We start from the raw sequence: 20,767 nt of genomic DNA on the forward strand, positions 1-20,767 counted from the left end.
GGGTGGCGAGCGGGCTGTCAGTGGGGGTGTTTCAGCCAGGCTTTCAGGGCCTGGGAGGGGATGGAGCTCTCGGAGGCCACCGCGAAGGCACCCCAGTCCACCGCGCACTGCAACGCATCCCCCATCGCCATGCCCCGCGCCAGCCCATGGATGAGGCCGCCGGCGAAGGCATCCCCCGCCCCCGTGGTGTCCACCACCGAGACCGGTCGCGCCGCCACCCTGACCCGCTCCTCGCCGTGGATGGCCAGGGCCCCCGCCTTGCCTTCGGTCAGCACCAGCCATTCCAGCTGATCCCCCGCGAGCTGGCGGGCATGCAGCCAGGGGTCGGCCACCTCGGCGAGATCGGAGCGGGAGGCCACCAGCACGTGACAGGGGCGGCGGGCCTGCCCGCCCTTGGGATACTGGGCCACCACGAAGCTCTTGGCGAGCATCTGGCGCATGTAGCCGATGATGGCGGTGCCGGGGTAGTTCACGTAGAGGCAGTCCACCCCCTCGGTCGGCAGATCCCCGGGCAGATCCGGACGGCGTGGCCGCCGGAGTATGGTGCGCTCGCCGGTGGAATCCACCAGCACCAGCAGCTCCCCCGTCTCGCCACCAAATCGTTCCACATGGCTGCAATCCAGGCCGTATGAGGCCGCCTGCTCCAGCAGCCAGTCACCGGTCTCGTCCAGCCCGACCCGGGAGGCAATGATAACCTCGTGTCCCGCCCACACCAGGCCGATGCCGGTGTTGGCGGCGCCACCGCCGAGCCGGCGGCCCTGATCCACGTATTGCAGCCGCGCCCCCGCCACCAGGGGTTCGGCCAGGGAGAGCACGTGATCACAGTTGAGATTGGCGAGCAGCAGGATGCGGGACATGGGAACCTCGGCGGGAGGAGGCCGGCACCCGGGGTGCCGGCACAGAGACGGAAGCGGGATCAGTAGACGGGCAGCTCCACCCCGGCCAGCAGCTCGTCGATGCGCGCCTGGGTCGGCTGCTGCATCACGTTCTGGATCATCTCCTTGGTGAGGTGGGGGGAGAAGGAGCTGATGAAGTCATACATGTAGTTCTGCAGGAGGATGCTCTTGCTGAAGCAGATCTGGGCCGGGCAGGGCTCGAACAGGTGCTCCAGGTTGATGGCCACGAGGCCGGGGGCATCGTGATCGTTGGCCACCAGTGACGAGATGATGCCGATGCCGAAGCCCAGCTCCACGTAGCGCTTGATGACGCCGGCATCCATCACCGTCATGTAGTAGTTGGGGGTGAGCCCGGCGGCCTGGAACACCCTGTCCTGCACCTGGCGCCCGGTGGCGCCGCTCTCGTAGCTCAGGATGGGGTACTGGCAGAGCTGCTCCAGGGTCGGCTTCTTCACCTTGGCCAGGGGGTGATCCTGGGGCACCACCAGTGAGAGGGTCCAGAGGTAGGCGGGCAGCGCGATCAGCTCCTTGTCGAAGCCTATCTCGTGGGCCACGATGGAAAAATCCGAATACCCCTTGCTGATCTGCTCCTTGGTGGCCGACATCACGGGATGCAGGTGGAACGAGATCTTGGGGTACTTCTTGGTGAAGTAGGTGACGCTTTTCGGCAGCAGGTAGCGCGCTATGGTGTGGGTGGTGTGGATGTTGAGGGTCCCCACGGTCGGATCCAGGTACTCCCGGGAGATGGCCTTGATCTTGCTCTCGATGTTGAGCATGGCCTCGGCACACTTGATGATCTCCTCCCCCACCGGGGTGATGCGGTGCAGGTGCTTGCCGCGGCGTTCGAAGATGCGCACCCCCAGCTCGCTCTCCAGCAAGCCGATCTGCTTGCTCACCCCAGGCTGACTGGTATAGAGCGCATCGGAGGCGACGGAGACGTTGAGATTGTGGTCCCGCACCGCGATCAGATACTTCAACTGCTGTAGTTTCAAGGTTGCACCCTCACAGGCTGGCGCGGCTGTCGTGCATGGACAAGGCCGCCAAAGATGGCGGCCAGTGTATCATCCGAGCTGGGCATATCGCCGCTTGATCCTTCATTTTGCTACAAAATCTAGCATCAGCGCGGTGGATATGACAAACGGGAGCTCAGCCTTGTGCGGCCCCGACCGGCAGTATGCCGAGGAACTGCAGCAGCCACTGCATCATGGTGGCGGAGTCCACCTCCCCCTCCAGGGAGGAGAGGCTGCTCTGGTAGTGCGCATCGGGCAATCTATCCCGTCGCCGCTCGATCAGGGCCCGGTTGTACTCCACCGAAAACTCAGGGTGGCCCTGGATGGCAACGATGTGATCCCCCTGCAGGAACATGAAGTTGGGGCAGAAGTCGTTGCCCGCCAGCAGGGTCGCCCCCGGCGGCAGCTGCTCCACCTGATCCTGGTGGCTTGCCAGGATCCGGATGGTGTCCAGCCCGGGTGCCATCCAGGGTTTCGTCGTCTGCATGGCATGGACCGACACCCCTAGCCCCCACCCCTTGGTGGACTTCATCACCTCCCCTCCCAGGGCCTGGGCGATCACCTGGTGGCCGAAGCAGACCCCGGCCAGCTTGACGTTGGCGTCGTGGGCACGGCGGATCCAGTCGCGCAGCGCCACTATCCAGGGGATGTCGCTGTAGGCATCGTGGCGCGAGCCGGTGATGAGCCAGGCATCGCATTCGGTCAGATCCGGGGGCAGATCGCCGTCGAGGGCGGACCAGACCCGGAATTCCAGCTCGGGGGCCAGCGCCCGGAAACCCTTGATAAACATCTCGGAGTAAACGGGACCAAAATCCCCCACCAAATCGGGGTCCAGCCGGTCACAATCGAGAATACCCAGTCGCATCTGTTACTCCTTGACAGAAGCGCCCCCGCAGACCGGCGGCCTGCGGGGGCAAGAGAATAAGGCCATGGCAGCGAGCCGGCGGCTCACTTCATGGTCGGCATGGAGAACTCGGCGCCGGCGCGCAGGCTCTGGGGCCAGCGGGCAGTCACCGTCTTCATCCGGGTGTAGAAACGCACCCCGTCCGGCCCGTGCATGTTGAGCGGCCCGAAGATGGACCGCTTCCAGCCACCGAAGCTGTGAAACGCCATGGGCACCGGAATGGGGACGTTCACCCCTACCATACCGACCTGAACCCGTGTGGTGAAGTCCCTTGCGGTATCGCCGTCACCGGTGAAGATGGCGGTGCCGTTGCCGTACTCGTGTTCGTTGATGAGCTGGAGCGCCGTCTCGTAGTCCGGCGCCCGCACTATGGCGAGCACGGGGCCGAAGATCTCCTCCCGGTAGATGCGCATCTCGGGGCCGACCCGATCGAACAGGCTGCCTCCGATAAAGTAGCCTTCCCCATGGCTGACACCGCGACCATCCACCACCAGCTCGGCCCCCTCGGCCACCCCCTGATCCACGTAGCCGCGCACCTTGGCCAGGTGCTCCCGGCTGATGAGGGGCCCCATCTCGTTCTCCGGACTCTGGCCCAGGCCAGGGCCGACCCGCAGGGCCGCCACCAGGGGCGAGAGCTTCGCGACCAGGGCATCGGCGGTCTGCTCCCCCACCACCACGGCCACCGAGATCGCCATGCAGCGCTCGCCGGCCGCGCCATAGGCGGCCCCCATCAGGGCGGAAACCGCCTGATCCAGATTGGCATCCGGCATCACCACCATGTGGTTCTTGGCGCCGCCCAGGGCCTGCACCCGCTTGCCGTGGGCCGAGGCGGTGGCATAGATGTACTGGGCGATGGGGGTGGAGCCGACAAACGACACGGCGCCGACCCGGGGGTCGGTCAACAGCACGTCCACCACCTCCTTGTCGCCGTTGACCACGTTCAGCACTCCGTCCGGCAGGCCCGCCTGCTTGAGCAGTTCGGCCATGCGCAGGGAGAGGGACGGATCCTTCTCCGAGGGCTTGAGGATGAAGGTGTTGCCGCAGGCCAGGGCCACCGGGAACATCCAGAGCGGCACCATGGCCGGGAAGTTGAACGGCGTGATGCCGGCGCAGACCCCCACCGGCTGCATCATGGAGTGACTGTCGACCCCGCGGCCCACGTTGAGGGAGTGCTCCCCCTTGAGCAGATGGGGAATGCCGCAGGCAAACTCCACCACCTCCAGCCCCCGGGTCAGCTCCCCCTGGGCATCGGAGAAGACCTTGCCGTGCTCGCGGCTGATGAGCTGGGCCAGCTCGTCCCTGTGCTGCTCCATCAGCTCCTTGAAGCGAAACAGCACCCGGGCCCGCACCAGGGGCGGGGTCTGGGACCAGTCTGCAAAGGCGCGCTCGGCGCAGGCAATCGCCTCGGCACACTCATCGGCGGTGCTGAGAACGACGGAGCCCTGCTGCTGGCCGGTGGCCGGATTGAAGATGGCGCCGAAACGCTCGCTGCGACTCTCGGTCGTCTCGCCGTCGATGAAGTTGTCGATCCTGTAACTCATAAATCCTCCGTGATGGGTCATCCGTCCTCGCCGCGCCGGGGGCGGCACAGGGAGATGGCGCCCGGGGCGGGCGCCATCCTGCGTGATAAAGGGGTCAGTCCTGGGCCTGCAGGGCGTCCTGCAGCAGGGTGAAGAGATCGTCGATCTGGCTGCGCTCTATGATGAGGGGGGGCGACAGGGCGATGATGTCGCCGGTCACCCGGATAAGCGCCCCCTTCTCGAAGCAGCGCACGAACACCTCGTAGGCCCGCTTGCCCGGCGCATCGGGCATGGATTCCAGCTCGATGCCCGCCACCAGGCCGTAGTTGCGCACATCCTTCACGTGCTTGCAGCCCTTGAGGGAATGGGCAGCCTCCTCCCAGTAGCCCGCCAGATCGGCGGCCCGGGTCAGCAGGTTTTCGCTGCGGTAGATCTCGAGGGTCGCCAGACCCGCAGCCGCCGCCACCGGGTGACCCGAGTAGGTGTAGCCGTGGAACAGCTCGATGGCCCCCTTGCCCGCCGCCATCATGTCGTCATAGATATGGTTCTGCACCAGCACGGCCCCCATGGGGATGGCGCCGTTGGTGAGCCCCTTGGCACAGGTGATCATGTCGGGGATGACGTCGAACTCCTGGGCGGCGAAGGGGGAGCCGAGGCGGCCGAAACCGGTGATCACCTCGTCGAAGATCAGCAGGATGCCGTGCCTGGTGCAGATCTCCCGAAGGCGCTTGAGGTAGCCCTTGGGGGGCATGATGACGCCTGTGCTGCCGGCGATGGGCTCGACGATGACCGCCGCGATGTTGCTGGCGTCGTGCAGGAAGACGATCTTCTCCAGTTCATCGGCCAGGGTGAGGTCTTCTGCTGGCAGCCCCTTGGTGAACGCATTTTTCCCTATGTTGAGGGTGTGGGGCAGATGATCCACCCCGGTCAGCAGGGAGCCGAACCACTTGCGGTTGCCGGGAATGCCCCCCACCGAGATGCCGCCAAAGCCGACCCCGTGGTAGCCGCGCTCGCGCCCGATGAGCCGGGTGCGGGTGCCCTGGCCCCGCGCCCGCTGCCAGGCCAGGGCGATCTTGAGCGCGGTGTCGACGGACTCCGATCCGGAGTTGGTATAGAAGACGTGGCCGAAGCCCTTGGGGGCGATCTCCACCAGCCGGTTGGCCAGCTCGAACGGCAGGGGGTGGCCCATCTGGAAGGTGGGGGCAAAGTCGAGGTGGGAGATCTGCTGGGAGACCGCCTCGGCAATCTCGCGCCGACCATGGCCCGCGTTGCAACACCAGAGTCCGGCAGTGCCATCCAGTATCTTGCGGCCATCCTCTGAGTGATAATACATCCCCTCTGCCGACTTCAGGATGCGCGGCGCCGCCTTGAACTGCTGGTTGGCGGTGAACGGCATCCAGAATGCGGACATGTCGGGGGTATTGATGTCGCTGACAGGTTTCATGGTCACCTCATCCTTAAGGCGTTTAGTAACACCCGGCTCATGCCTATTAAATTAAACACCTGAATCCATAAAAACGGGCTTTTATCGCCCGGCTTGGTGTCACCCCTCAGGGGTGGTATAAGATATTTAACACAATTTTAATAATAGTAAACAGTCAAGGAGTGTCTATCGATGGATATCGGTCACCGCCTCAAGGCGGTTCGCACCAAGGCGGCCCTCTCCCAGCGCGAGCTGGCAAAACGCTCCGGTGTGACCAACGGCTTTATCTCCCAGATCGAGAAAAATCAGGTGAGCCCCTCGGTGGCCTCCCTGCGCAAGGTGCTGGAAGGCATCCCCATGTCCCTGGCCAGCTTCTTCACCGACGAGACGGAGATGGATTCCGAGGTGATCTTCCGTGCGGACGACATGCCGGATCTCGGCACCCATCCCATCAGCTACCGCCTGGTGGGCCACAGCCGCGCCAACCGCGCCATCGGCATGATGCAGGAGATACTGCCCCCGGGGGCCGACACCGGCGACGACATGCTGAGTCACGAGGGGGAAGAGTGCGGCATCGTCATCCGGGGTCAGGTGGAGGTCACCGTGGGCGAGCAGGTTCACCTGCTGGCACCGGGGGATGGCTACTACTTCGACAGCCGCACCCCCCACCGTTTTCGCAACGTGGGGGATCAGGAGTGCGTGCTGATCTCCGCCAACACCCCCGCCAGCTTCTGACACTCGGCGGACCAGGGGATTATGCCAATCCCGACTTGGGCGCCCCGGCCAGTTTCCGGGAGCCGCCGAGGCGATCAGAGGGGCAAGGTGTTTAATGAATTGTTACAAGATGGATTTACAACCGGCAGGATGTTTAGCATATTGATACGCGGAGACTGACTTTCTGCCGGTTCAAGGAGTGAACATGAGTGACCTGACCCTGGCCCAGTGGCAACACAAGGCCGCCCATCTGACCCTGCCCTCGCAAGCCTTTATCGACGGCAGCTACCGGGACGCCGTCAACGGCGCCACCTTCGACTGCATCAACCCGGCCAACGGCAAGCTGCTGACCCGGGTCGCCTCCTGCGACGCCGCCGACGCCGAGCTGGCGGTGCAAGCCGCCCGTGCCGCCTTCGACGACAAGCGCTGGTGCGGCCTCTCCCCCAAGCAGCGCAAGCTCATCATGCAGCGCTTCGCCGAGCTGATGCGGCTCAACCAGGTGGAGCTGGCACTGCTGGAATCCCTGGACATGGGCAAGCCCATCGGCGACGCCATGGGCTATGACGCCCCCGCCGCGGCCAACTGCATCGCCTGGAACGCCGAGGCCATCGACAAGATCTACGATCAGGTCGCCCCGGTGGAGGAGTCCGCCCTGGCCCTGGTGACCCGCGAGCCCCTCGGCGTCGTGGCCGCCATCGTCCCCTGGAACTTCCCCCTGGTGATGGCCTGCTGGAAGCTGGGTCCGGCGCTCGCCACCGGCAACTCGGTGATCCTCAAGCCCTCCGAGAAGTCCCCCCTCACCGCCCTGCGCATCGCGGGTCTGGCGAAGGAGGCGGGCATCCCGGACGGCGTCTTCAACGTGCTGCCGGGCTTCGGCCATACGGTGGGCGAGGCGCTCGCCATGCACATGGACGTGGACTGCATCACCTTCACCGGCTCCACCCGCATCGGCAAGCACCTGGTACAGTGCTCCGGGAAATCCAATCTGAAACGCGCCTTTATGGAGTGCGGCGGCAAGAGCCCCAACATCATACTGGCTGACGCGCCGGATCTGGATGCCGCCGCCAAAAGCGCGGCCGGCGCCATCTTCTACAACCAGGGGGAAGTGTGCACCGCCGCCTCCCGCCTGCTGGTGCAGAACAGCATCAAGCCGCAGTTCATGGAGCGGCTGCTGGCCCACGCCCGCGAATGGATCTCGTCCAACCCCCTCGATCCCGCCACCCGCATCGGCGCCATGGTGGACAGCATCCAGATGGAGCAGGTGCTGAACTACATCACCATAGGCCAGCAGGAGGGGGCCAGGCTGCTGCTGGGGGGCAAGCGCACCCGGATCGAGAGCGGCGGCTACTACATCGAGCCCACCATCTTTGACGAGGTGACGCCCCAGATGCGGATCTTCCGCGAGGAGATCTTCGGCCCCGTGCTGGCGGTGACCGGCTTCGACACCCTGGACGAGGCCATCGCCCTTGGCAACGACACCGACTACGGCCTGGCCGCCGCGATCTGGACGGCGGATCTCAACAAGGCGGTCAAGGGCTCCCGCGCCCTGCGCGCCGGCACCGTCTTCGTCAACAACTGGGACGGGGGCGACATGACCATGCCGTTCGGCGGCTTCAAGCAGTCCGGCAACGGCCGCGACAAGTCCCTGCATGCCCTGGAGAAGTATACCGAGCTGAAAAGCACCTGGATCCAGCTCGATTAGCATCGAATATGACGAGATCCGGCGACAAAGGGGGAGAAATCCTCCTTTTTCATTTTTACCCTTTCATCGCGGGCCCTAATCGATATAATCGTCAAATAGCAAGCCGTTCAATTTAAAGATAAAAATGCTGTTTTTTCTGGGAAGTGTACTGTTTCTGGTGGTGGGACTGCCGCTCCTGTTCTTCGTGCTGGGTCAGGGTGAAGCCTATGTGACCTGGGGGCCCTGGATCTCCGCCATCGCCCTGATGCTGTGGCTGTTGATGGACGTGGACAAGATCCGCCGCGGGGGCGGTCGCTGACCCTGTTTCTGCTGTCAAAATCCCCTCAGACCCATTTATTGACTTCTTTCCCCCCAAAAGGATGGCTACACTGCACTTTTGCGATGTTTCCCTACATCCGCTCTCCAGTGAAGGTTATCCGCATGCAACAACAGATCCAGCGCCAGGGCGTCCTCTATGCCCTCGGCGCCTATACCCTTTGGGGCCTGGCTCCCATCTACTTCAAGACGCTCTCCGCCGTGCCGGCCGCCGAGATCCTGACCCACCGCATGATCTGGTCCTGCGCCCTGCTGATGGTGCTGGTCCTGCTCGGCCGCCAGTGGCACAAGGTGCAGGCGGTGCTGCGCCAGCCCAAGGTGCTGCTCACCCTGGCCTTCACCTCGGTCACCGTTGGCGGCAACTGGCTGCTGTTCATCTGGGCCATCAACAACGGCCACATGCTGGATGCGAGCCTGGGCTACTACATCAACCCCCTGTTCAACGTGCTGCTCGGCATGCTGTTCCTGAGCGAGCAGCTGCGCCGGTTGCAGTGGTGGGCGGTCGGGCTCGCCGTCATCGGGGTCGCCATCCAGCTCATCGCCTTCGGCTCCCTGCCCTGGATAGCCCTGGTGCTGGCCTCGAGCTTCGCCATCTATGGCCTCATTCGCAAGAAGCTGGCCCTGGACGCGCTGACCGGCCTGCTCATCGAGACCCTGATCATGCTGCCGCCGGCCGCCTTCTATCTGTGGGGCATCGCCGACAGCCCCACCAGCCACCTCACGCAAAACGACTGGCACCTGAACCTGCTGCTCATCGCCGCCGGTGCCGTCACCACGGCGCCCCTGCTCTGCTTCACCGCGGCGGCCACCCGGCTCAAGCTCTCCACCCTGGGCTTCTTCCAGTACATAGGCCCCAGCCTGATGTTCATCCTGGCGGTGACCCTGTACGGGGAGGCGCTGGCGCTGGACAAGATGATCACCTTCGGCTGCATCTGGAGCGCCCTGGTGCTGTTCAGCCTGGACGGGCTGCGCAACGGCAGGCAGAAGCCGGCGCAATAATCTACAAGCCAGGGATCGGGTTTTGGGGTATCAATAGGCCATGAGCGCACCCCAATCCCGCATCCACTACTGGCAATCCCGGCTGCTGCCGGGGGTCGAACTCTCCCACTCCCACCACAGGGAGTTCAGCTACGGCCGCCACGTGCACCTGGACTACCACATCGGTCTGGTGCAGCGGGGCGGCCAGAAGTTCATCCACAAGGGCAACAGCCACCACCTGGTGCGCGGCGAGCTCTCCACCGTCAACCCGGACGAGATGCACGATGGCCTCAGCCTGCTGCCGGAAGGGTACGAGGTGCGGGTCTTCGCCATCGCGCCGGAGCAGCTGGCCCGCTGGCTGCCGGAACACCCGGAGCCCTTCTTCGACAAGGGGTTGCAGAGTCGCCCCGACCTCTATCAGGGCTTTGCCCGGCTGCACATGTATCTGGATCAACCAAAGCCGGACGGCCTGCTGGCGGAGAGCCAGCTGCTCGCCCTGCTCGGCGAACTGTTCCGGCTCGCCCCCGAGCGCCACGCCCTGGCGGATCCCCAGCTCAGATACCTGCGCGACCATCTGCTGGCCCGGCTGGACGAGCGCCACAGCCTGGAGGATCTCGCCGCCCTGTTCGGGCTGGATCGCTTCGCCTTCCTGCGCCAGTTCAAGAAGAAGACCGGCATGACCCCCTACGCCTGGCTCAAGCGACTGCGTCTGGAACAGGGCAAGCGCCTGCTCGGTGGCGGCCTGCCGGTAAGCGAGGTGGCACTGACGGTCGGCTTCTTCGATCAGAGCCACTTCCACCACGGTTTTCGCCAGGCCTTCGGGCTCACCCCGGCGGAGTATCGCCAGCAGATGCAGCCGACCTGAGGAGTCACGCCTGCAATCTTTTACAATCCGGCGACCCCCGTCCTGCCCCATGCTGTCACCTCCATACCGCTATCCGAGGTCTTTATGTTTACCAGCCTGTTTCTGACCCTGGGGCTCGTCCATCTCGTCGCCCTGGCGAGCCCGGGCCCGGATTTCGCGCTCATCCTGCGCACCAGCCTGCATCGCCCCACCGCCCTCGGGGCGGCGCTCGGCATCGCGCTCGCCATCCTGCTCCACGCCACCCTGAGCCTGACCGGCATCAGCCTGCTGATCGCAAGCCAGCCCTGGCTGTTCCTCGCGGTGAAACTGGTGGGGGCCCTCTATCTGGGGTGGCTCGGCTGGGGGGCGCTGAAGGCGGCCTGGCAGGGGGCGGGAGATCTGGCGCTGCAGGCAGGCAACGAGCGGCAGGGCTGGCGCAAGGGGGTGAGACGGGGGCTGGCCACCAATCTGCTCAACCCCAAAGCATTGCTGTTCTTCATGGGACTGCTGGCCGCCATGGTGACGCCCCAGGTAGACGGCCTGACCCGGGGTCTGCTGATCCTGGAGCTGTTCCTGCTCTCCCTCCTCTGGTTCGGCGCCCTGGCCTGGAGCCTCTCCACCGCCCGGGCCCAGCGCCTGCTCGGCCGCATCCAGCGCCCCCTCAACCTGGTCACCGGCCTCTTGTTCGGCGCGGTCAGCCTCTCCATCCTCCTCGACCTGCAGACGCACTGGCCCGGGGCCTGACCGGCTCGGGCAGGCCGTTCATCCCCACAGCCGCAGCAACAGCAGCAGGGAGAAGCCGATGAACATCAGTGCCGACACCCGGTTGATCCCCCTGGCGAAGCGCTGACCAAAGCCCTGCGCCCCCACCCAGCGAAACACCAGACAGTAGCCGCCATGCACCACCAGCACCACGGCGCTGAAGGTGAGCGCCAGCAACAGGCACTGCCCCGACGCCCCCTGGCGAAAGTCGATGAACTGGGGAAACAGGCTGGTGAAGAAGATGATGGCCTTGGGGTTGAGCAGGCTGATGAGCGCCCCCTTGAGGAAGCTGCGCCGGCAATCCCGCTCCGAGACGGCCCCCATCACCGGGCTCGACGCCCGCTGGCGCCAGGCGCTCACCCCGAGATAGAAGAGGTAACAGGCGCCCCCCAGGGTGAGGATCTGCTGGCCTGTGGCCAGCCAGCGGGTAAACCAGATCACCACCAGCGAGGCCATGGCCGCCACCAGCAATATGCCCGTCGCCACGCCGCAGAACCCGGCGATGGCATGGCGGCTGCCCCGGGTCAGGGTGTTGCCTATGGTGTAGATCACCGCGGGGCCGGAGGTGAGCACGGTCCCGATGGCAAGCAGCAGGTAGAGGGCATAATAATCGGGGCTCATCGGAAGACTCCAGTGTCGAACGGCTGCCATCCAGTATATTGACAGCCGTTTCTCCTGCCAGACATAGTGGCGACGGGCTTTATAAACCAGGAGTTTGGAATGGACCGCCTCACCGCCATCGAGATCTTCGTCGACGTCGCCCGGGCAGGCAGCTTCAGCGCCGTGGCGGAACGCTTCGAGATGACGCCGGCCATGATAGGCAAGTACATCAAGTGGCTGGAGGCCAGGGTCGGCTCCCGCCTGCTGAACCGCAATACCCGCAGCCAGAGCCTGACCGAGGCGGGTCGGGAGTACCTCGCCGGCTGTCAGAGCCTGTTGCAGCACTACCGGGAGCTGGAGCAGAACACCCAGGCCCACACTGGTCAGGCGACGGGCAAGATCCGCATCAGCGCGCCCTATACCTTCGGCACCTACCGGCTGACCCCCTTGCTGTGCCGCTTCATGGCGCACTACCCGCAGATCCGCATCGAGCTGGACCTCTCGGACCTGCTGGTCGACGTGACGGGGGACGGCTTCGACCTCGTCTTCCGGGTCGGCGCCCCCAAGGATGCCGCCTTCATCGCCAGGCCCATGGCGACGTCGGTTCCGGTGTTCTGCGCCTCACCCCGCTACCTGCAGCGGCACGGCACCCCGCGGGAGCTGGCGGAGCTGGCCCGGCACCACTGCCTGGGCTTCACCCCCTGGCTGAGCCAGTCGAACCTCGCCGGCGAGTTTCCCCTCGACCAGCTGCACCTGTGGGACAGCCCCTTCGTCAGCAACCATGGCGGCGCCCTCAAGATGGCCGCCCTGCACCATGCGGGCATAGTGCTGCAACCGCGCGCCCTGCTGAGGGAGGCGCTGGCCAGCGGCGCCCTGGTGGAGATCCTCTCCCACGCCCTGCCCGCCCCGCGCCCGGTCAACCTGCTCTATCCGGCCCGGGAGCCCATGCCGCTGCGCCTGCGGCTGCTCATCGACTATCTCTGCGAGCATCGCCGCGAGCTGGATCTCCCAGCCTGAGTCGCTACTCCCCGCGCCGAGTGCCCTTGCGCAGATAGACATAACCCTCCCCCGGGCTGCCCCAGCGCTGGCGGGTGCCATTGTCATAGGCCCTGTCCAGCAGCCTGACGCTGTCCGGCCCGATCCAGAGGTACTGCACCAGGGTGGTGGCACCGCCAAAGTCGGTGGCACAGTGACCGACCTGGGTGTGCCCCCTGTAGTCTCCCCCCGGCTGGCGGGTCAGCCAGATCTCGCACCCCTCGCGCAGGGAGAGCTGCTGCGGGGTGAGGGAATCGAGCAGCTCGGGCTGGCGCCAGGCGCCGGCGAAATCCGTGGCCCTCGGCATGGTCAGCTCCGCCATCAGGATGCGGCCATCGGGCAGCGGGGAGAAACGGTAGATGCGCTGGCGAAACGGCCGCAGCGCCCGCTCTGTCAGGAACTGCTCCGCATAGACCCAGCGAAAGGGTCCCTCTCCCGGCCAGATCTCCACCAGCCGCAGCTCGGCGCTGGTGAAGCGGGCATCAAAGGTGGCCTGCTCCTGGCTGGAGAACTCCCCGGTAAACCAGGAGAGCAGCGGCTCCATCCTGGCCTGAGTGGTGGGGGAACTGGCCGGGGTGGCCACGAAGGGGACGGGCGCCGCCCAGATCAGGCCGGCGTAAAACAGCCCCAGCAGGGCCGCCATCAGCTGTGTCATCGAATCCTTCCGAGTCGCTTGCATGGCGGCGATTATATGAGCGAACGGCGACAATAACCTCTATCTTGATCAACTCCTCGCCAATCCCCCCGGAAAATCATCCTGTTAGCGAAGGAGTCAGACGCGAGGGACGCGCCGGGCAGCCTTGACCCGGCCAGGAGGCCGACCCATGCTCATGATCTCACGGACATGGAGGTCCCCCTATGAGCCAGTCCCGTTTTTCCCCCCTCGATCCCATCTCGCGCTATTCCGAGATCCTGTTCGGCCTGCTGATGGTGCTGACCTTCACCGGCGGCTTCAATGCTTTCGAAGCGGGCCGGGCCGAGGTGAGAGATCTGCTGATCGCCGGCATCGGCTGCAACCTCGCCTGGGGCATGATCGATGCCATCGTCTACCTCATCACTACCCTGACCGAGCGCGGCCGCGCCCTGCGACTGCTGCAACGGCTCAACCTGCTGCCGTCGGGGGACCACAGGGGGATCGCGGCGCTGCGTAATGCCCTGCCCGGCCCGCTTGCGGCGATCTGCCGCGACGACGAGCTCGGCGACTGGCAGACACGCCTGCGCCAACGCCCCGAGCTGAGCCAGGGCGCCATCTTCCGCTGGAACGATCTGCTCAACAGCCTGGGGGTCTTCCTCATGGTGTTCCTCTCCACCTTTCCCGTGCTGCTGCCCTTCATCTTCCTGGCGGATCCGGTGCCGGCCCTGCGCCTCTCCCACGCCATCGCCCTCGTCATGCTGATGGGAATAGGGTATGGCCTGGCCCGCCATGCCGGCTCGCCGCGCCCTTGGCTTATCGGCGTGCTCTTCGCCGCGGCCGGCGTCGCCATCGTGCTGGTCACCATAGCCCTGGGGGGCTGAGGGAGCCCTCCTCCCCCACCTTGGCACAGGCCGCCACCAACCCAGGCGGCGGCGACTATCCTTGCTCCGGAACCACAGAGAAGGAATCCATCATGAGCACAGGCACTGTCACACTGCATCGCGTCCTCAAGGCCCCGCCAGAGCGGGTCTATCGCGCCTTTATCGACGGGGATGCCCTCGCCAAGTGGCTGCCTCCCCACGGCTTCACCTGCAAGGTGGCGCATCTGGAGGCCAGGGTCGGCGGCAGCTTTCGCATGGCGTTCTCGAATTTCGCCACCGGCCACAGCCACGCCTTCGGCGGCGAATATCAGGAGCTGGAGCCGGGCAAACGCATCCGCTACACGGATCGCTTCGACGACCCCAATCTGCCGGGGGAGATGAGGGTCACCATCACCCTGACCGAGGTGGTGTGCGGCACCAGCCTGGAGATAGAGCAGGCCGGGATCCCCGAGCTCATCCCGGTGGCCATGTGCTACCTCGGCTGGCAGGAGTCCCTGGTGCAGCTCGCCGCCCTGGTGGAGCCCGAGATCCCGAACGAATGACCCGGCGCCATCCCGGGGATGCCGGACCCGCAAAAAGCAAAGAGCCTGCCGGATGGCAGGCTCTTTTCATGTGCAATGCCCAGCACTCATTGCAGGTTCAGGCCGCCCAGATAGTCCCGCTTGCCCAGATCCACCCCGGCCTGGCGCAGCAGGGCATAGGTCATGGTCAGATGGAAGTAGAAGTTCGGAATGCCGTACTCGTGCACGCAGCTGTGGCCGTCCATCCCCTTGCCGCCCGCCCAGTAGGGGTAGTAGTGGCCGCTCGCATACCGGCTGAAATCGGCCTCCAGCTTGCCCTCCAGATAGGCGATGGTCTTGGCCACGTGGGCGCGCAGATCCGCCATGGTCTTGGGATCATCTCCCAGCACCGGCGGCTCGCTCAGGCTGGCGGTGGCCACCACGGCGCGGGCGCTGTCACAGCAGATCAGCACCTGCTTGGCAAACGGCAGCATGTCGACGATCAGGCGCTCGCCGAGGAAGTTCTCCACATTGAATTTCTTCGCCTCGGCGTGGGCCTCGGCCTTGGCGAGGCAATGGTCCAGGTTGGTCAGCATCTTGATAAACTGGGCGGCAATATCACGGTTCATAACAGGCTCTCGGTTGGTTGAAGGCAGAAATGCGAGCGGCCTCCACTATAGCGCATCCGCCTTCCGGTTCGAGCCCGGGGCAACACAAAGCGGCCACGGGCTGCGACAGGGAGTGGCAGGCGACGCGCCCCCGGGGCGCCCCGGTTCAGGCCCTCCCGGCCCCCTCTGCGATTTTTTTGATCTGTGACAGGCATCCCGTTTTTTGATGGGCGTAGTCTGGAGCCCGCTGTCCCGGCACGAACCGGGACCCATACCCGAAAAGGAGAATGCCATGAAGATCTACGATCGAAACCGCAATGTGCTGACCCTGGGCCAGCGCGTCATGATCGCCGCCACCGGCGCGGTCGACACCCTCAAGGAGGCCCACACCGACAACCTGACCCCCTATGAGGCGGAGCACGAGAAGTGCGTGCTGCTGGCCAACTCCCGAGAGCGCTACGCCCCCATCGAGTTGATTAGACTAGGCTGATCCCGTTTTCCGTCACCCTACTCTTTACAATTCACCCGGCCGCCGCGCCCCGTCGGTGGCCGGGTTTCTGACTCCCAGCTTTTCCTATCCCCAAGATGTCGTCCGCCACCGGATGACACGAGTCACTTGCATAATGGAAGTAAGGGCCGTAAGGTTACTTCCATTATGCAAGTAACCTGATGACCCATATGCGCAAGAAGAGTCTGAGTGAACAGCAGTGCCCCATCGCCCGCAGCCTGGATCACGTCGGCGAATGGTGGAGTCTGCTGATTATCCGCGATGCCATGCATGGCCTGTCGCGCTTCGATGAATTTCAAAAGAGCCTTGGCATCTCCCCCAACATACTGACCCGGCGCCTGAGCGCCCTGGTCGAGGGGGGCCTGATGGAGAAGCGGCTCTACTCCGAGCGCCCCCCTCGTTATGAATATGCGCTCACCCCCCGCGGCCAGGATCTCAGCACAGTGCTGATCGCGCTGCTCACCTGGGGCAACAACCACCTGGCGCCCGAGGGGGCCAGCATCCAGCTGAGGGATGCCCAGACGGGCGAGCTGGTCGAGCCCCTGCTGGTGGACAGGCGCACCGGTCAGGAGATTTCCCCCTCGCGCCACAGATTGGTGCCGGGACCGGCCGCCAGCGACGGCATGAAGCAGCGTCTGTGCCATGCCAATGGCGTGATGAGCGGCAACCCCCCTTCGAAACAGGAATCAGAGTCATGACCTCAACTCGCATCGTGGTGACAGGAATGGGCGCGGTGACCCCCCTTGGATCTGGGGTGGAAACCGTGTGGCAACGGCTGCTGGCGGGCCAGTCCGGCTTGTGCCGCCTGCCGGAGGCCTTCACCGAAGGGCTGGCGGCCAAGGTGGGCGCCATGGTGCCCTCCCTGGCCGAGGATCCCCTGGCCGGGTTTGACCCCGATGCCGTGGTGTCGACCAAGGAGCAGAAGAAGATGGATCGCTTCATCCTGTTTGCCATTGCCGCGGCCAAGGAGGCCCTGTCGCAAGCCAACTGGGCCCCCGCGACGGCAGCTGAGCAGGAGCGCACCGCCACCATCATCGCCTCTGGCATCGGCGGTTTCCCCGCCATCGTCGAGGCCGTGCGCACCACGGATGAGCGGGGCCCACGCCGCTTGTCCCCCTTCACCATCCCCTCGTTCCTGGTCAACATGGCGGCGGGCCATGTCTCCATCAACTTCGGCTTCAAGGGGCCGCTCGGGGCACCGGTCACGGCCTGCGCCGCCGGGGTGCAGGCCATTGGTGACGCCGCCCGGCTCATTCGCTGCGGTGAGGCAGACATCGCCATCTGTGGCGGGGCCGAGGCCACCATAGATCGCGTCAGTCTCGGCGGGTTTGCCGCCGCTCGCGCCCTGTCATCCGCCTATGCCGATGACCCCGAGGCGGCCTCCCGCCCGTTCGATGTCGACCGCGACGGCTTTGTTATGGGCGAAGGGGCAGGGATCCTGGTGATTGAGTCCCTGGAGCACGCCCTGGCCAGGGGCGCCACCCCCATAGTGGAGCTGGTGGGATACGGCACCAGCGCCGACGCCTATCACCTCACCGCCGGCCCGGAGGATGGCGACGGCGCACGCCGCGCCATGATGGCGGCCCTGGCGCAGGCCGGCATTCAGGGGGCGGATGTCCAGCACCTCAATGCCCATGCCACCTCGACCCCGGTGGGTGACAGGGGGGAGCTCGCCGCCATCAAGGGCGTGTTTGGCGACAACCACCAGATTGCGGTGACCTCCACCAAGTCCGCCACCGGCCATCTGCTGGGGGCCGCCGGAGGCATAGAGGCCATCTTCACCGCCCTGGCCATTCGCGATCAGCGGGTGCCTGCCACCCGCAACCTGCAGCAACCCGACCCCCTCGCCGACGGCGTGGACATAGTGCGGGGCGCGGCCCGTGACATGCGGATAGAGCACGCCATCTCCAACGGCTTCGGCTTTGGCGGCGTGAATGCCAGCGTGCTGTTCAAGCGCTGGCAGGGGGCCTGATCTCGCCGGCGACTGGGCAGCTTGCCGTTGACTGAGCTGTCGGCGAACGCCTCGCCGACACCCTTCATCTTGGGATGCATCTTGGGACACCCAGCTTTTTGTGCTCGACCGCCAACCGCGGCGACACGCACAACAAGAGGGATGTCCCAGTTTTCCTGCCCGATTCGTTCAAGATTTCCCGCCATCAAAAAACCCAAACTGATGCCATCAGTTTGGGTTTCACTATGGGTCTTTTGGCCAGCGGCGGAGCATCAGTTGCTGCCGACGTCCTCCAGGATCAGCAGCGCAGGATCCACGCCGCCGACACTGTCAGACAGGGCCGCCGCGGTCAGCACCTGGCCATCGGCCAGGGTGACCGGCAGGGGGCCAATGACCGGCGCCTTGTCGCCCGATGCCGTGACGGTGACAAAGTAGTCTCCGGCGGCGACGGCAAGATAACCGCTGTCTGCCTTGAAGGGCACGGCCTTGAGCACCGGAGTCGCGCCGCCGATGTCCGTCCCCGCGGTCAGGTAGACGTCCACCGCCGGGGCCGTGGGGGCCGCATGAAGTACCCTAAGCTGCGCCTCTGTCGCCACCGAACGACCGGTATCGGTCAGCAACAGCGGCTCTATGGTCTCGCCGGATGGCCCCATCAACTGGCCCACGGCAAACAGGGAGTAGCGGGCGCCCGCCTTGAGCGGCACGTCGCTGGCGTTGATCACCTCGGGCGCAGTCGCGCCGGTCGGCGTCACCACAAGGTCATAGTCGGCGGCGGCCAGCTCCAGATACCCGGTATCCCCCTTGAAGGCCAATCCTTGCAGCGGAGCCGCCGTCGGGGCCACGCCATTCACCCGGATGTCGACTGCAGGGGCATCGGCAACCGCATGAACCACCCTCAGCTGAGCCTGCTCATCGGCAGACAGGATGGGGGTGGCACCAGCACTGTCGATGGCGAGCAGCTTGACCGGGCTTGGCCCTGCCCCCAGGTTGTCGATCGCCGCGATCAGCAGGTCGCTACCGCCGTCGAGGGTCAGCGGGCCCGAGTCATACACCGCGGCCGCGCTCCCCGGCAGGGTCAGCCGGATCTGGTATGCACCCGCGGGCAGGGTCAGGGGGTCGCTATGGGTCTTGAAGGGGATATTGGCCAGCGTCGGGCTGGTCAGCGCGGCCCCGGGAGCTGTGACATGGACGTCGACGGCGGGGGCAGTCGGCGCGGCATGCAGCACCTGCACGCGAATATCCCCGCCCGAGGGCGCCTGGTTCGGCCGCTCAATCACCAGAGGGCCAAAGGCACTATCCCCGCTCCCCGCCAGCTTGCCGACCGCCAGCACGTCGTACTGGGTGTCCGGCTTCAACTCGAGCGACACCGGGCCTATGACGGTCGTCGTACCGCCCGGCAGTATGCCGTCTACCGCGAGCTCGTGACTGCCTGCCGCAATCGGCTTGAGCCCGCTGCTTGAGCCATAGTCAACGGCCGTCAGCAAGGCCGCCCCATCGACATTGACATTCACCCTGGGGGCATCGGGGGCCAGGTGGCTGATCCTGATGGCGGCATTGGGCGAACTGCTGTCATTGTCACTGCCTCCGCACGCAGCCAGACCCAGTATCATTGCGAGTGCGGCACAACGTTGAATCCCTTTCATCTGGTCATTCTCCATTGATTGGTCCCCACAGGCATATGCATCTCTCTAATGACTGGATCATCACCTTTTGTACTTTATTTGCCCAGGCTGTGACGCAGCCTGGACGGCCAGGAGCGGCTCACCCGCCCTGCCCCCGTCACGTCGGCAGTGAGCGCCTGGTTCACCTGGCGGGTGTGCCCGCACCATGAACCCTGCTATTGATTACTGTCAGTGAATTTTCATATCAGCCGAGCGCCATTTCAGTGAACACTTCACCGCCCTAGACTGCTTCTCGAACCTTAACGAGGAGTCTTGTATGAAACTCACCCATCTCGCGTTGCTGACCGGCGTTATCGCTTCGGCCCTCTCTTTCAACACCATCGCCGGTGATCTGGTCTCGGTGCAGTTCAGCGATGGCCGCCCCGCCGTCAGCGGGGTCGAGGCGGTCAACAAAGCGCTCAACCCCATAGGCGTCAACGTGGTCACCGTCGACATCCCCGAGGCCGCCAGGCCGCTGCTTGAAGCCTCCCACCGCCGCGCGTTGACCAAAGCGGAGCACGGCGCCCTGATCTCGGCCTTCAACCTGAGTCAGGGGGAGCTGCTGGAGCAGGCCAGGCTCGCAGGGCGCGAGCCCGCGGTGCAAGGAGGCGGCGTCGCCACCGAGGAGACCGGCGTCGGCCCCTACCCCAAGGTCTATGACCTGATGGCGCTGGACGAGCGCACCCGCAGCGCCGTGCTGGGCAAATATGGCCGCATGCACGTCAACTCCGCCGAGGACGGCACCGACATCGACGAGGTGATGACGGTGGTCAGCGGCGGGCCGTTCCGCTGGGGCTTTACCCTCAAAGACGGCAGCATCGCCCGCTTCCAGATCGACAAGGTGGGCCTGGAGGACAAGGCCGTGCGAGTCAGCTATCACGGGCTGGGCATGCACGCCGGGTTGATGGATGCAAAACAGGGGCTGCTGGTGGCCTTCGCCCACGGCCCCAGAGCATTCACCATGCGCTACCAGGCGGATGTGCCCCACGCCCAGTTGCTTGGCACCAACCCCTGGGCCGATGTCGGCATCACCCTGCCCCCCGCCCCCGGCAAGGTGCAGTAAGCCGGTGCGTGCCATCTGGCGGCGGGGCCCGGGCCCTGCCGCCTGCTTTTATGCCTGCTACGCCTGCCACCTCGGGGCCGGGGTGCCCGGGGCCCATCGCCTCTCTTTCGTCTGCGTCTCTGCCACGCCCGGAGGGCCATGATCCGGGCCGGTCTGCCACGGGCAGCTCTCTGTCTGGCGGGGGATGGGGGGTGGACACCCCGGGGAACCGCACTATTGTGATAAAAGTGCGCAATGATGGCGCCATCATTTACCAGT

The 20,767-nt window shown here is 65.3% G+C and carries 22 protein-coding genes; 13 read left to right on the forward strand and 9 right to left on the reverse strand.

Features of this window, described 5'->3' with window-relative positions; all coding sequences use genetic code 11:
- Positions 1 to 17 precede the first annotated feature (17 nt).
- The 5 genes from AB5Y72_RS10805 to AB5Y72_RS10825 all read right to left on the reverse strand — a co-directional run bounded on the left by AB5Y72_RS10805 (position 18) and on the right by AB5Y72_RS10825 (position 5,774).
- Positions 18 to 857 (reverse strand): PfkB family carbohydrate kinase, encoded by an 840-nt coding sequence (locus AB5Y72_RS10805; protein WP_368198991.1) that lies wholly within the window; start codon positions 855 to 857, stop codon positions 18 to 20.
- A 59-nt stretch (positions 858 to 916) separates the two neighbouring features.
- Positions 917 to 1,888, reverse strand: coding sequence for a LysR substrate-binding domain-containing protein (locus tag AB5Y72_RS10810; protein WP_042078357.1), 972 nt, complete (start codon positions 1,886 to 1,888; stop codon positions 917 to 919).
- A gap of 154 nt (positions 1,889 to 2,042) precedes the next feature.
- Entirely contained in the window at positions 2,043 to 2,771 is a 729-nt protein-coding gene (locus tag AB5Y72_RS10815; protein ID WP_209794858.1) for a glutamine amidotransferase, read from the reverse strand.
- 83 nt (positions 2,772 to 2,854) lie between these two features.
- Positions 2,855 to 4,351 (reverse strand): CoA-acylating methylmalonate-semialdehyde dehydrogenase, encoded by a 1,497-nt coding sequence (locus tag AB5Y72_RS10820; RefSeq protein ID WP_368198993.1) that lies wholly within the window; start codon positions 4,349 to 4,351, stop codon positions 2,855 to 2,857.
- Positions 4,352 to 4,445: 94 nt separating this feature from the next.
- Positions 4,446 to 5,774 (reverse strand): aspartate aminotransferase family protein, encoded by a 1,329-nt coding sequence (locus AB5Y72_RS10825; protein ID WP_216991270.1) that lies wholly within the window; start codon positions 5,772 to 5,774, stop codon positions 4,446 to 4,448.
- Between the two features lie 171 nt (positions 5,775 to 5,945).
- On the opposite strand from AB5Y72_RS10825, the gene AB5Y72_RS10830 reads away from it, so the two are divergent.
- The 6 genes from AB5Y72_RS10830 (at position 5,946) to AB5Y72_RS10855 (ending at position 11,050) form a co-directional block, all read left to right on the forward strand.
- The gene (locus AB5Y72_RS10830; RefSeq protein ID WP_010672493.1) at positions 5,946 to 6,488 is read left to right on the forward strand and encodes a cupin domain-containing protein; all 543 of its coding nucleotides are present in this window, start codon (positions 5,946 to 5,948) and stop codon (positions 6,486 to 6,488) included.
- A gap of 184 nt (positions 6,489 to 6,672) precedes the next feature.
- Positions 6,673 to 8,169: an aldehyde dehydrogenase gene (locus AB5Y72_RS10835; RefSeq protein WP_209794855.1), complete on the forward strand. Its 1,497-nt coding sequence runs from the start codon at positions 6,673 to 6,675 to the stop codon at positions 8,167 to 8,169.
- Positions 8,170 to 8,293: 124 nt separating this feature from the next.
- On the forward strand, positions 8,294 to 8,467 hold the full coding sequence (locus AB5Y72_RS10840) for a hypothetical protein (protein WP_167335716.1): 174 nt from the start codon (positions 8,294 to 8,296) through the stop codon (positions 8,465 to 8,467).
- Positions 8,468 to 8,589: 122 nt separating this feature from the next.
- Positions 8,590 to 9,483: an EamA family transporter RarD gene (rarD, locus tag AB5Y72_RS10845; protein ID WP_209794854.1), complete on the forward strand. Its 894-nt coding sequence runs from the start codon at positions 8,590 to 8,592 to the stop codon at positions 9,481 to 9,483.
- Positions 9,484 to 9,523: 40 nt separating this feature from the next.
- Positions 9,524 to 10,327, forward strand: a complete 804-nt coding sequence (locus AB5Y72_RS10850; protein WP_042078347.1) for an AraC family transcriptional regulator — start codon at positions 9,524 to 9,526, stop codon at positions 10,325 to 10,327.
- Positions 10,328 to 10,411: 84 nt separating this feature from the next.
- Entirely contained in the window at positions 10,412 to 11,050 is a 639-nt protein-coding gene (locus AB5Y72_RS10855) for a LysE family translocator (RefSeq protein ID WP_209794853.1), read from the forward strand.
- Positions 11,051 to 11,068: 18 nt separating this feature from the next.
- On the opposite strand, the gene AB5Y72_RS10860 is transcribed toward AB5Y72_RS10855, so the two are convergent.
- The gene (locus AB5Y72_RS10860; protein ID WP_368198996.1) at positions 11,069 to 11,689 is read right to left on the reverse strand and encodes a LysE family translocator; all 621 of its coding nucleotides are present in this window, start codon (positions 11,687 to 11,689) and stop codon (positions 11,069 to 11,071) included.
- Between the two features lie 99 nt (positions 11,690 to 11,788).
- Here AB5Y72_RS10860 and AB5Y72_RS10865 point away from each other — a divergent pair, with 99 nt between their 5' ends.
- Positions 11,789 to 12,685, forward strand: coding sequence for a LysR substrate-binding domain-containing protein (locus tag AB5Y72_RS10865; RefSeq protein ID WP_368198998.1), 897 nt, complete (start codon positions 11,789 to 11,791; stop codon positions 12,683 to 12,685).
- 4 nt (positions 12,686 to 12,689) lie between these two features.
- Here the strand turns inward: AB5Y72_RS10865 and AB5Y72_RS10870 are convergent, their stop codons facing one another.
- Positions 12,690 to 13,358, reverse strand: a complete 669-nt coding sequence (locus AB5Y72_RS10870) for a chromophore lyase CpcT/CpeT (protein WP_368199000.1) — start codon at positions 13,356 to 13,358, stop codon at positions 12,690 to 12,692.
- 203 nt (positions 13,359 to 13,561) lie between these two features.
- On the opposite strand from AB5Y72_RS10870, the gene AB5Y72_RS10875 reads away from it, so the two are divergent.
- Entirely contained in the window at positions 13,562 to 14,218 is a 657-nt protein-coding gene (locus AB5Y72_RS10875) for a hypothetical protein (protein ID WP_209794849.1), read from the forward strand.
- Positions 14,219 to 14,310: 92 nt separating this feature from the next.
- Positions 14,311 to 14,760, forward strand: coding sequence for an SRPBCC family protein (locus AB5Y72_RS10880; protein ID WP_042075843.1), 450 nt, complete (start codon positions 14,311 to 14,313; stop codon positions 14,758 to 14,760).
- Between the two features lie 86 nt (positions 14,761 to 14,846).
- Here the strand turns inward: AB5Y72_RS10880 and AB5Y72_RS10885 are convergent, their stop codons facing one another.
- Positions 14,847 to 15,347 (reverse strand): DUF1993 domain-containing protein, encoded by a 501-nt coding sequence (locus AB5Y72_RS10885; RefSeq protein WP_368199002.1) that lies wholly within the window; start codon positions 15,345 to 15,347, stop codon positions 14,847 to 14,849.
- A gap of 271 nt (positions 15,348 to 15,618) precedes the next feature.
- On the opposite strand from AB5Y72_RS10885, the gene ydfZ reads away from it, so the two are divergent.
- The 3 genes from ydfZ to fabF all read left to right on the forward strand — a co-directional run bounded on the left by ydfZ (position 15,619) and on the right by fabF (position 17,806).
- Positions 15,619 to 15,816 (forward strand): putative selenium delivery protein YdfZ, encoded by a 198-nt coding sequence (gene ydfZ, locus AB5Y72_RS10890; RefSeq protein WP_368199003.1) that lies wholly within the window; start codon positions 15,619 to 15,621, stop codon positions 15,814 to 15,816.
- Between the two features lie 188 nt (positions 15,817 to 16,004).
- Positions 16,005 to 16,532, forward strand: coding sequence for a winged helix-turn-helix transcriptional regulator (locus tag AB5Y72_RS10895; protein ID WP_368199005.1), 528 nt, complete (start codon positions 16,005 to 16,007; stop codon positions 16,530 to 16,532).
- Positions 16,529 to 17,806 (forward strand): beta-ketoacyl-ACP synthase II, encoded by a 1,278-nt coding sequence (gene fabF / locus AB5Y72_RS10900; RefSeq protein WP_368199006.1) that lies wholly within the window; start codon positions 16,529 to 16,531, stop codon positions 17,804 to 17,806. The genes AB5Y72_RS10895 and fabF overlap by 4 nt, the downstream gene beginning before the upstream one ends.
- 251 nt (positions 17,807 to 18,057) lie before the next feature.
- On the opposite strand, the gene AB5Y72_RS10905 is transcribed toward fabF, so the two are convergent.
- The gene (locus AB5Y72_RS10905; RefSeq protein ID WP_368199007.1) at positions 18,058 to 19,428 is read right to left on the reverse strand and encodes a DUF4397 domain-containing protein; all 1,371 of its coding nucleotides are present in this window, start codon (positions 19,426 to 19,428) and stop codon (positions 18,058 to 18,060) included.
- A gap of 295 nt (positions 19,429 to 19,723) precedes the next feature.
- Here AB5Y72_RS10905 and AB5Y72_RS10910 point away from each other — a divergent pair, with 295 nt between their 5' ends.
- Positions 19,724 to 20,509 carry a hypothetical protein gene (locus AB5Y72_RS10910; RefSeq protein WP_368199008.1) on the forward strand — a complete coding sequence of 262 codons (786 nt, stop codon included), beginning with the start codon at positions 19,724 to 19,726 and terminating at the stop codon, positions 20,507 to 20,509.
- The last annotated feature ends 258 nt before the right edge of the window (positions 20,510 to 20,767 follow it).

The sequence above is a fragment of the Aeromonas sp. R7-4 genome (genome assembly GCF_040908055.1).
GTDB lineage: Bacteria > Pseudomonadota > Gammaproteobacteria > Enterobacterales > Aeromonadaceae > Aeromonas > Aeromonas sanarellii.

What these genes read in the sequence shown, in the direction of transcription:
- fabF (WP_368199006.1), top strand. Translation starts at nt 16,529, where the DNA reads ATGACCTCAACTCGCATCGTGGTGACAGGAATGGGCGCGGTGACCCCC.
- AB5Y72_RS10840 (WP_167335716.1), top strand. Translation starts at nt 8,294, where the DNA reads ATGCTGTTTTTTCTGGGAAGTGTACTGTTTCTGGTGGTGGGACTGCCG.
- AB5Y72_RS10880 (WP_042075843.1), top strand. Translation starts at nt 14,311, where the DNA reads ATGAGCACAGGCACTGTCACACTGCATCGCGTCCTCAAGGCCCCGCCA.
- AB5Y72_RS10855 (WP_209794853.1), top strand. Translation starts at nt 10,412, where the DNA reads ATGTTTACCAGCCTGTTTCTGACCCTGGGGCTCGTCCATCTCGTCGCC.
- AB5Y72_RS10835 (WP_209794855.1), top strand. Translation starts at nt 6,673, where the DNA reads ATGAGTGACCTGACCCTGGCCCAGTGGCAACACAAGGCCGCCCATCTG.
- AB5Y72_RS10860 (WP_368198996.1), bottom strand. Translation starts at nt 11,689, where the DNA reads ATGAGCCCCGATTATTATGCCCTCTACCTGCTGCTTGCCATCGGGACC.
- rarD (WP_209794854.1), top strand. Translation starts at nt 8,590, where the DNA reads ATGCAACAACAGATCCAGCGCCAGGGCGTCCTCTATGCCCTCGGCGCC.
- ydfZ (WP_368199003.1), top strand. Translation starts at nt 15,619, where the DNA reads ATGAAGATCTACGATCGAAACCGCAATGTGCTGACCCTGGGCCAGCGC.
- AB5Y72_RS10905 (WP_368199007.1), bottom strand. Translation starts at nt 19,428, where the DNA reads ATGAAAGGGATTCAACGTTGTGCCGCACTCGCAATGATACTGGGTCTG.
- AB5Y72_RS10885 (WP_368199002.1), bottom strand. Translation starts at nt 15,347, where the DNA reads ATGAACCGTGATATTGCCGCCCAGTTTATCAAGATGCTGACCAACCTG.
- AB5Y72_RS10850 (WP_042078347.1), top strand. Translation starts at nt 9,524, where the DNA reads ATGAGCGCACCCCAATCCCGCATCCACTACTGGCAATCCCGGCTGCTG.
- AB5Y72_RS10895 (WP_368199005.1), top strand. Translation starts at nt 16,005, where the DNA reads ATGCGCAAGAAGAGTCTGAGTGAACAGCAGTGCCCCATCGCCCGCAGC.
- AB5Y72_RS10820 (WP_368198993.1), bottom strand. Translation starts at nt 4,351, where the DNA reads ATGAGTTACAGGATCGACAACTTCATCGACGGCGAGACGACCGAGAGT.
- AB5Y72_RS10805 (WP_368198991.1), bottom strand. Translation starts at nt 857, where the DNA reads ATGTCCCGCATCCTGCTGCTCGCCAATCTCAACTGTGATCACGTGCTC.
- AB5Y72_RS10870 (WP_368199000.1), bottom strand. Translation starts at nt 13,358, where the DNA reads ATGACACAGCTGATGGCGGCCCTGCTGGGGCTGTTTTACGCCGGCCTG.
- AB5Y72_RS10910 (WP_368199008.1), top strand. Translation starts at nt 19,724, where the DNA reads ATGAAACTCACCCATCTCGCGTTGCTGACCGGCGTTATCGCTTCGGCC.
- AB5Y72_RS10830 (WP_010672493.1), top strand. Translation starts at nt 5,946, where the DNA reads ATGGATATCGGTCACCGCCTCAAGGCGGTTCGCACCAAGGCGGCCCTC.
- AB5Y72_RS10825 (WP_216991270.1), bottom strand. Translation starts at nt 5,774, where the DNA reads ATGAAACCTGTCAGCGACATCAATACCCCCGACATGTCCGCATTCTGG.
- AB5Y72_RS10865 (WP_368198998.1), top strand. Translation starts at nt 11,789, where the DNA reads ATGGACCGCCTCACCGCCATCGAGATCTTCGTCGACGTCGCCCGGGCA.
- AB5Y72_RS10815 (WP_209794858.1), bottom strand. Translation starts at nt 2,771, where the DNA reads ATGCGACTGGGTATTCTCGATTGTGACCGGCTGGACCCCGATTTGGTG.
- AB5Y72_RS10875 (WP_209794849.1), top strand. Translation starts at nt 13,562, where the DNA reads ATGAGCCAGTCCCGTTTTTCCCCCCTCGATCCCATCTCGCGCTATTCC.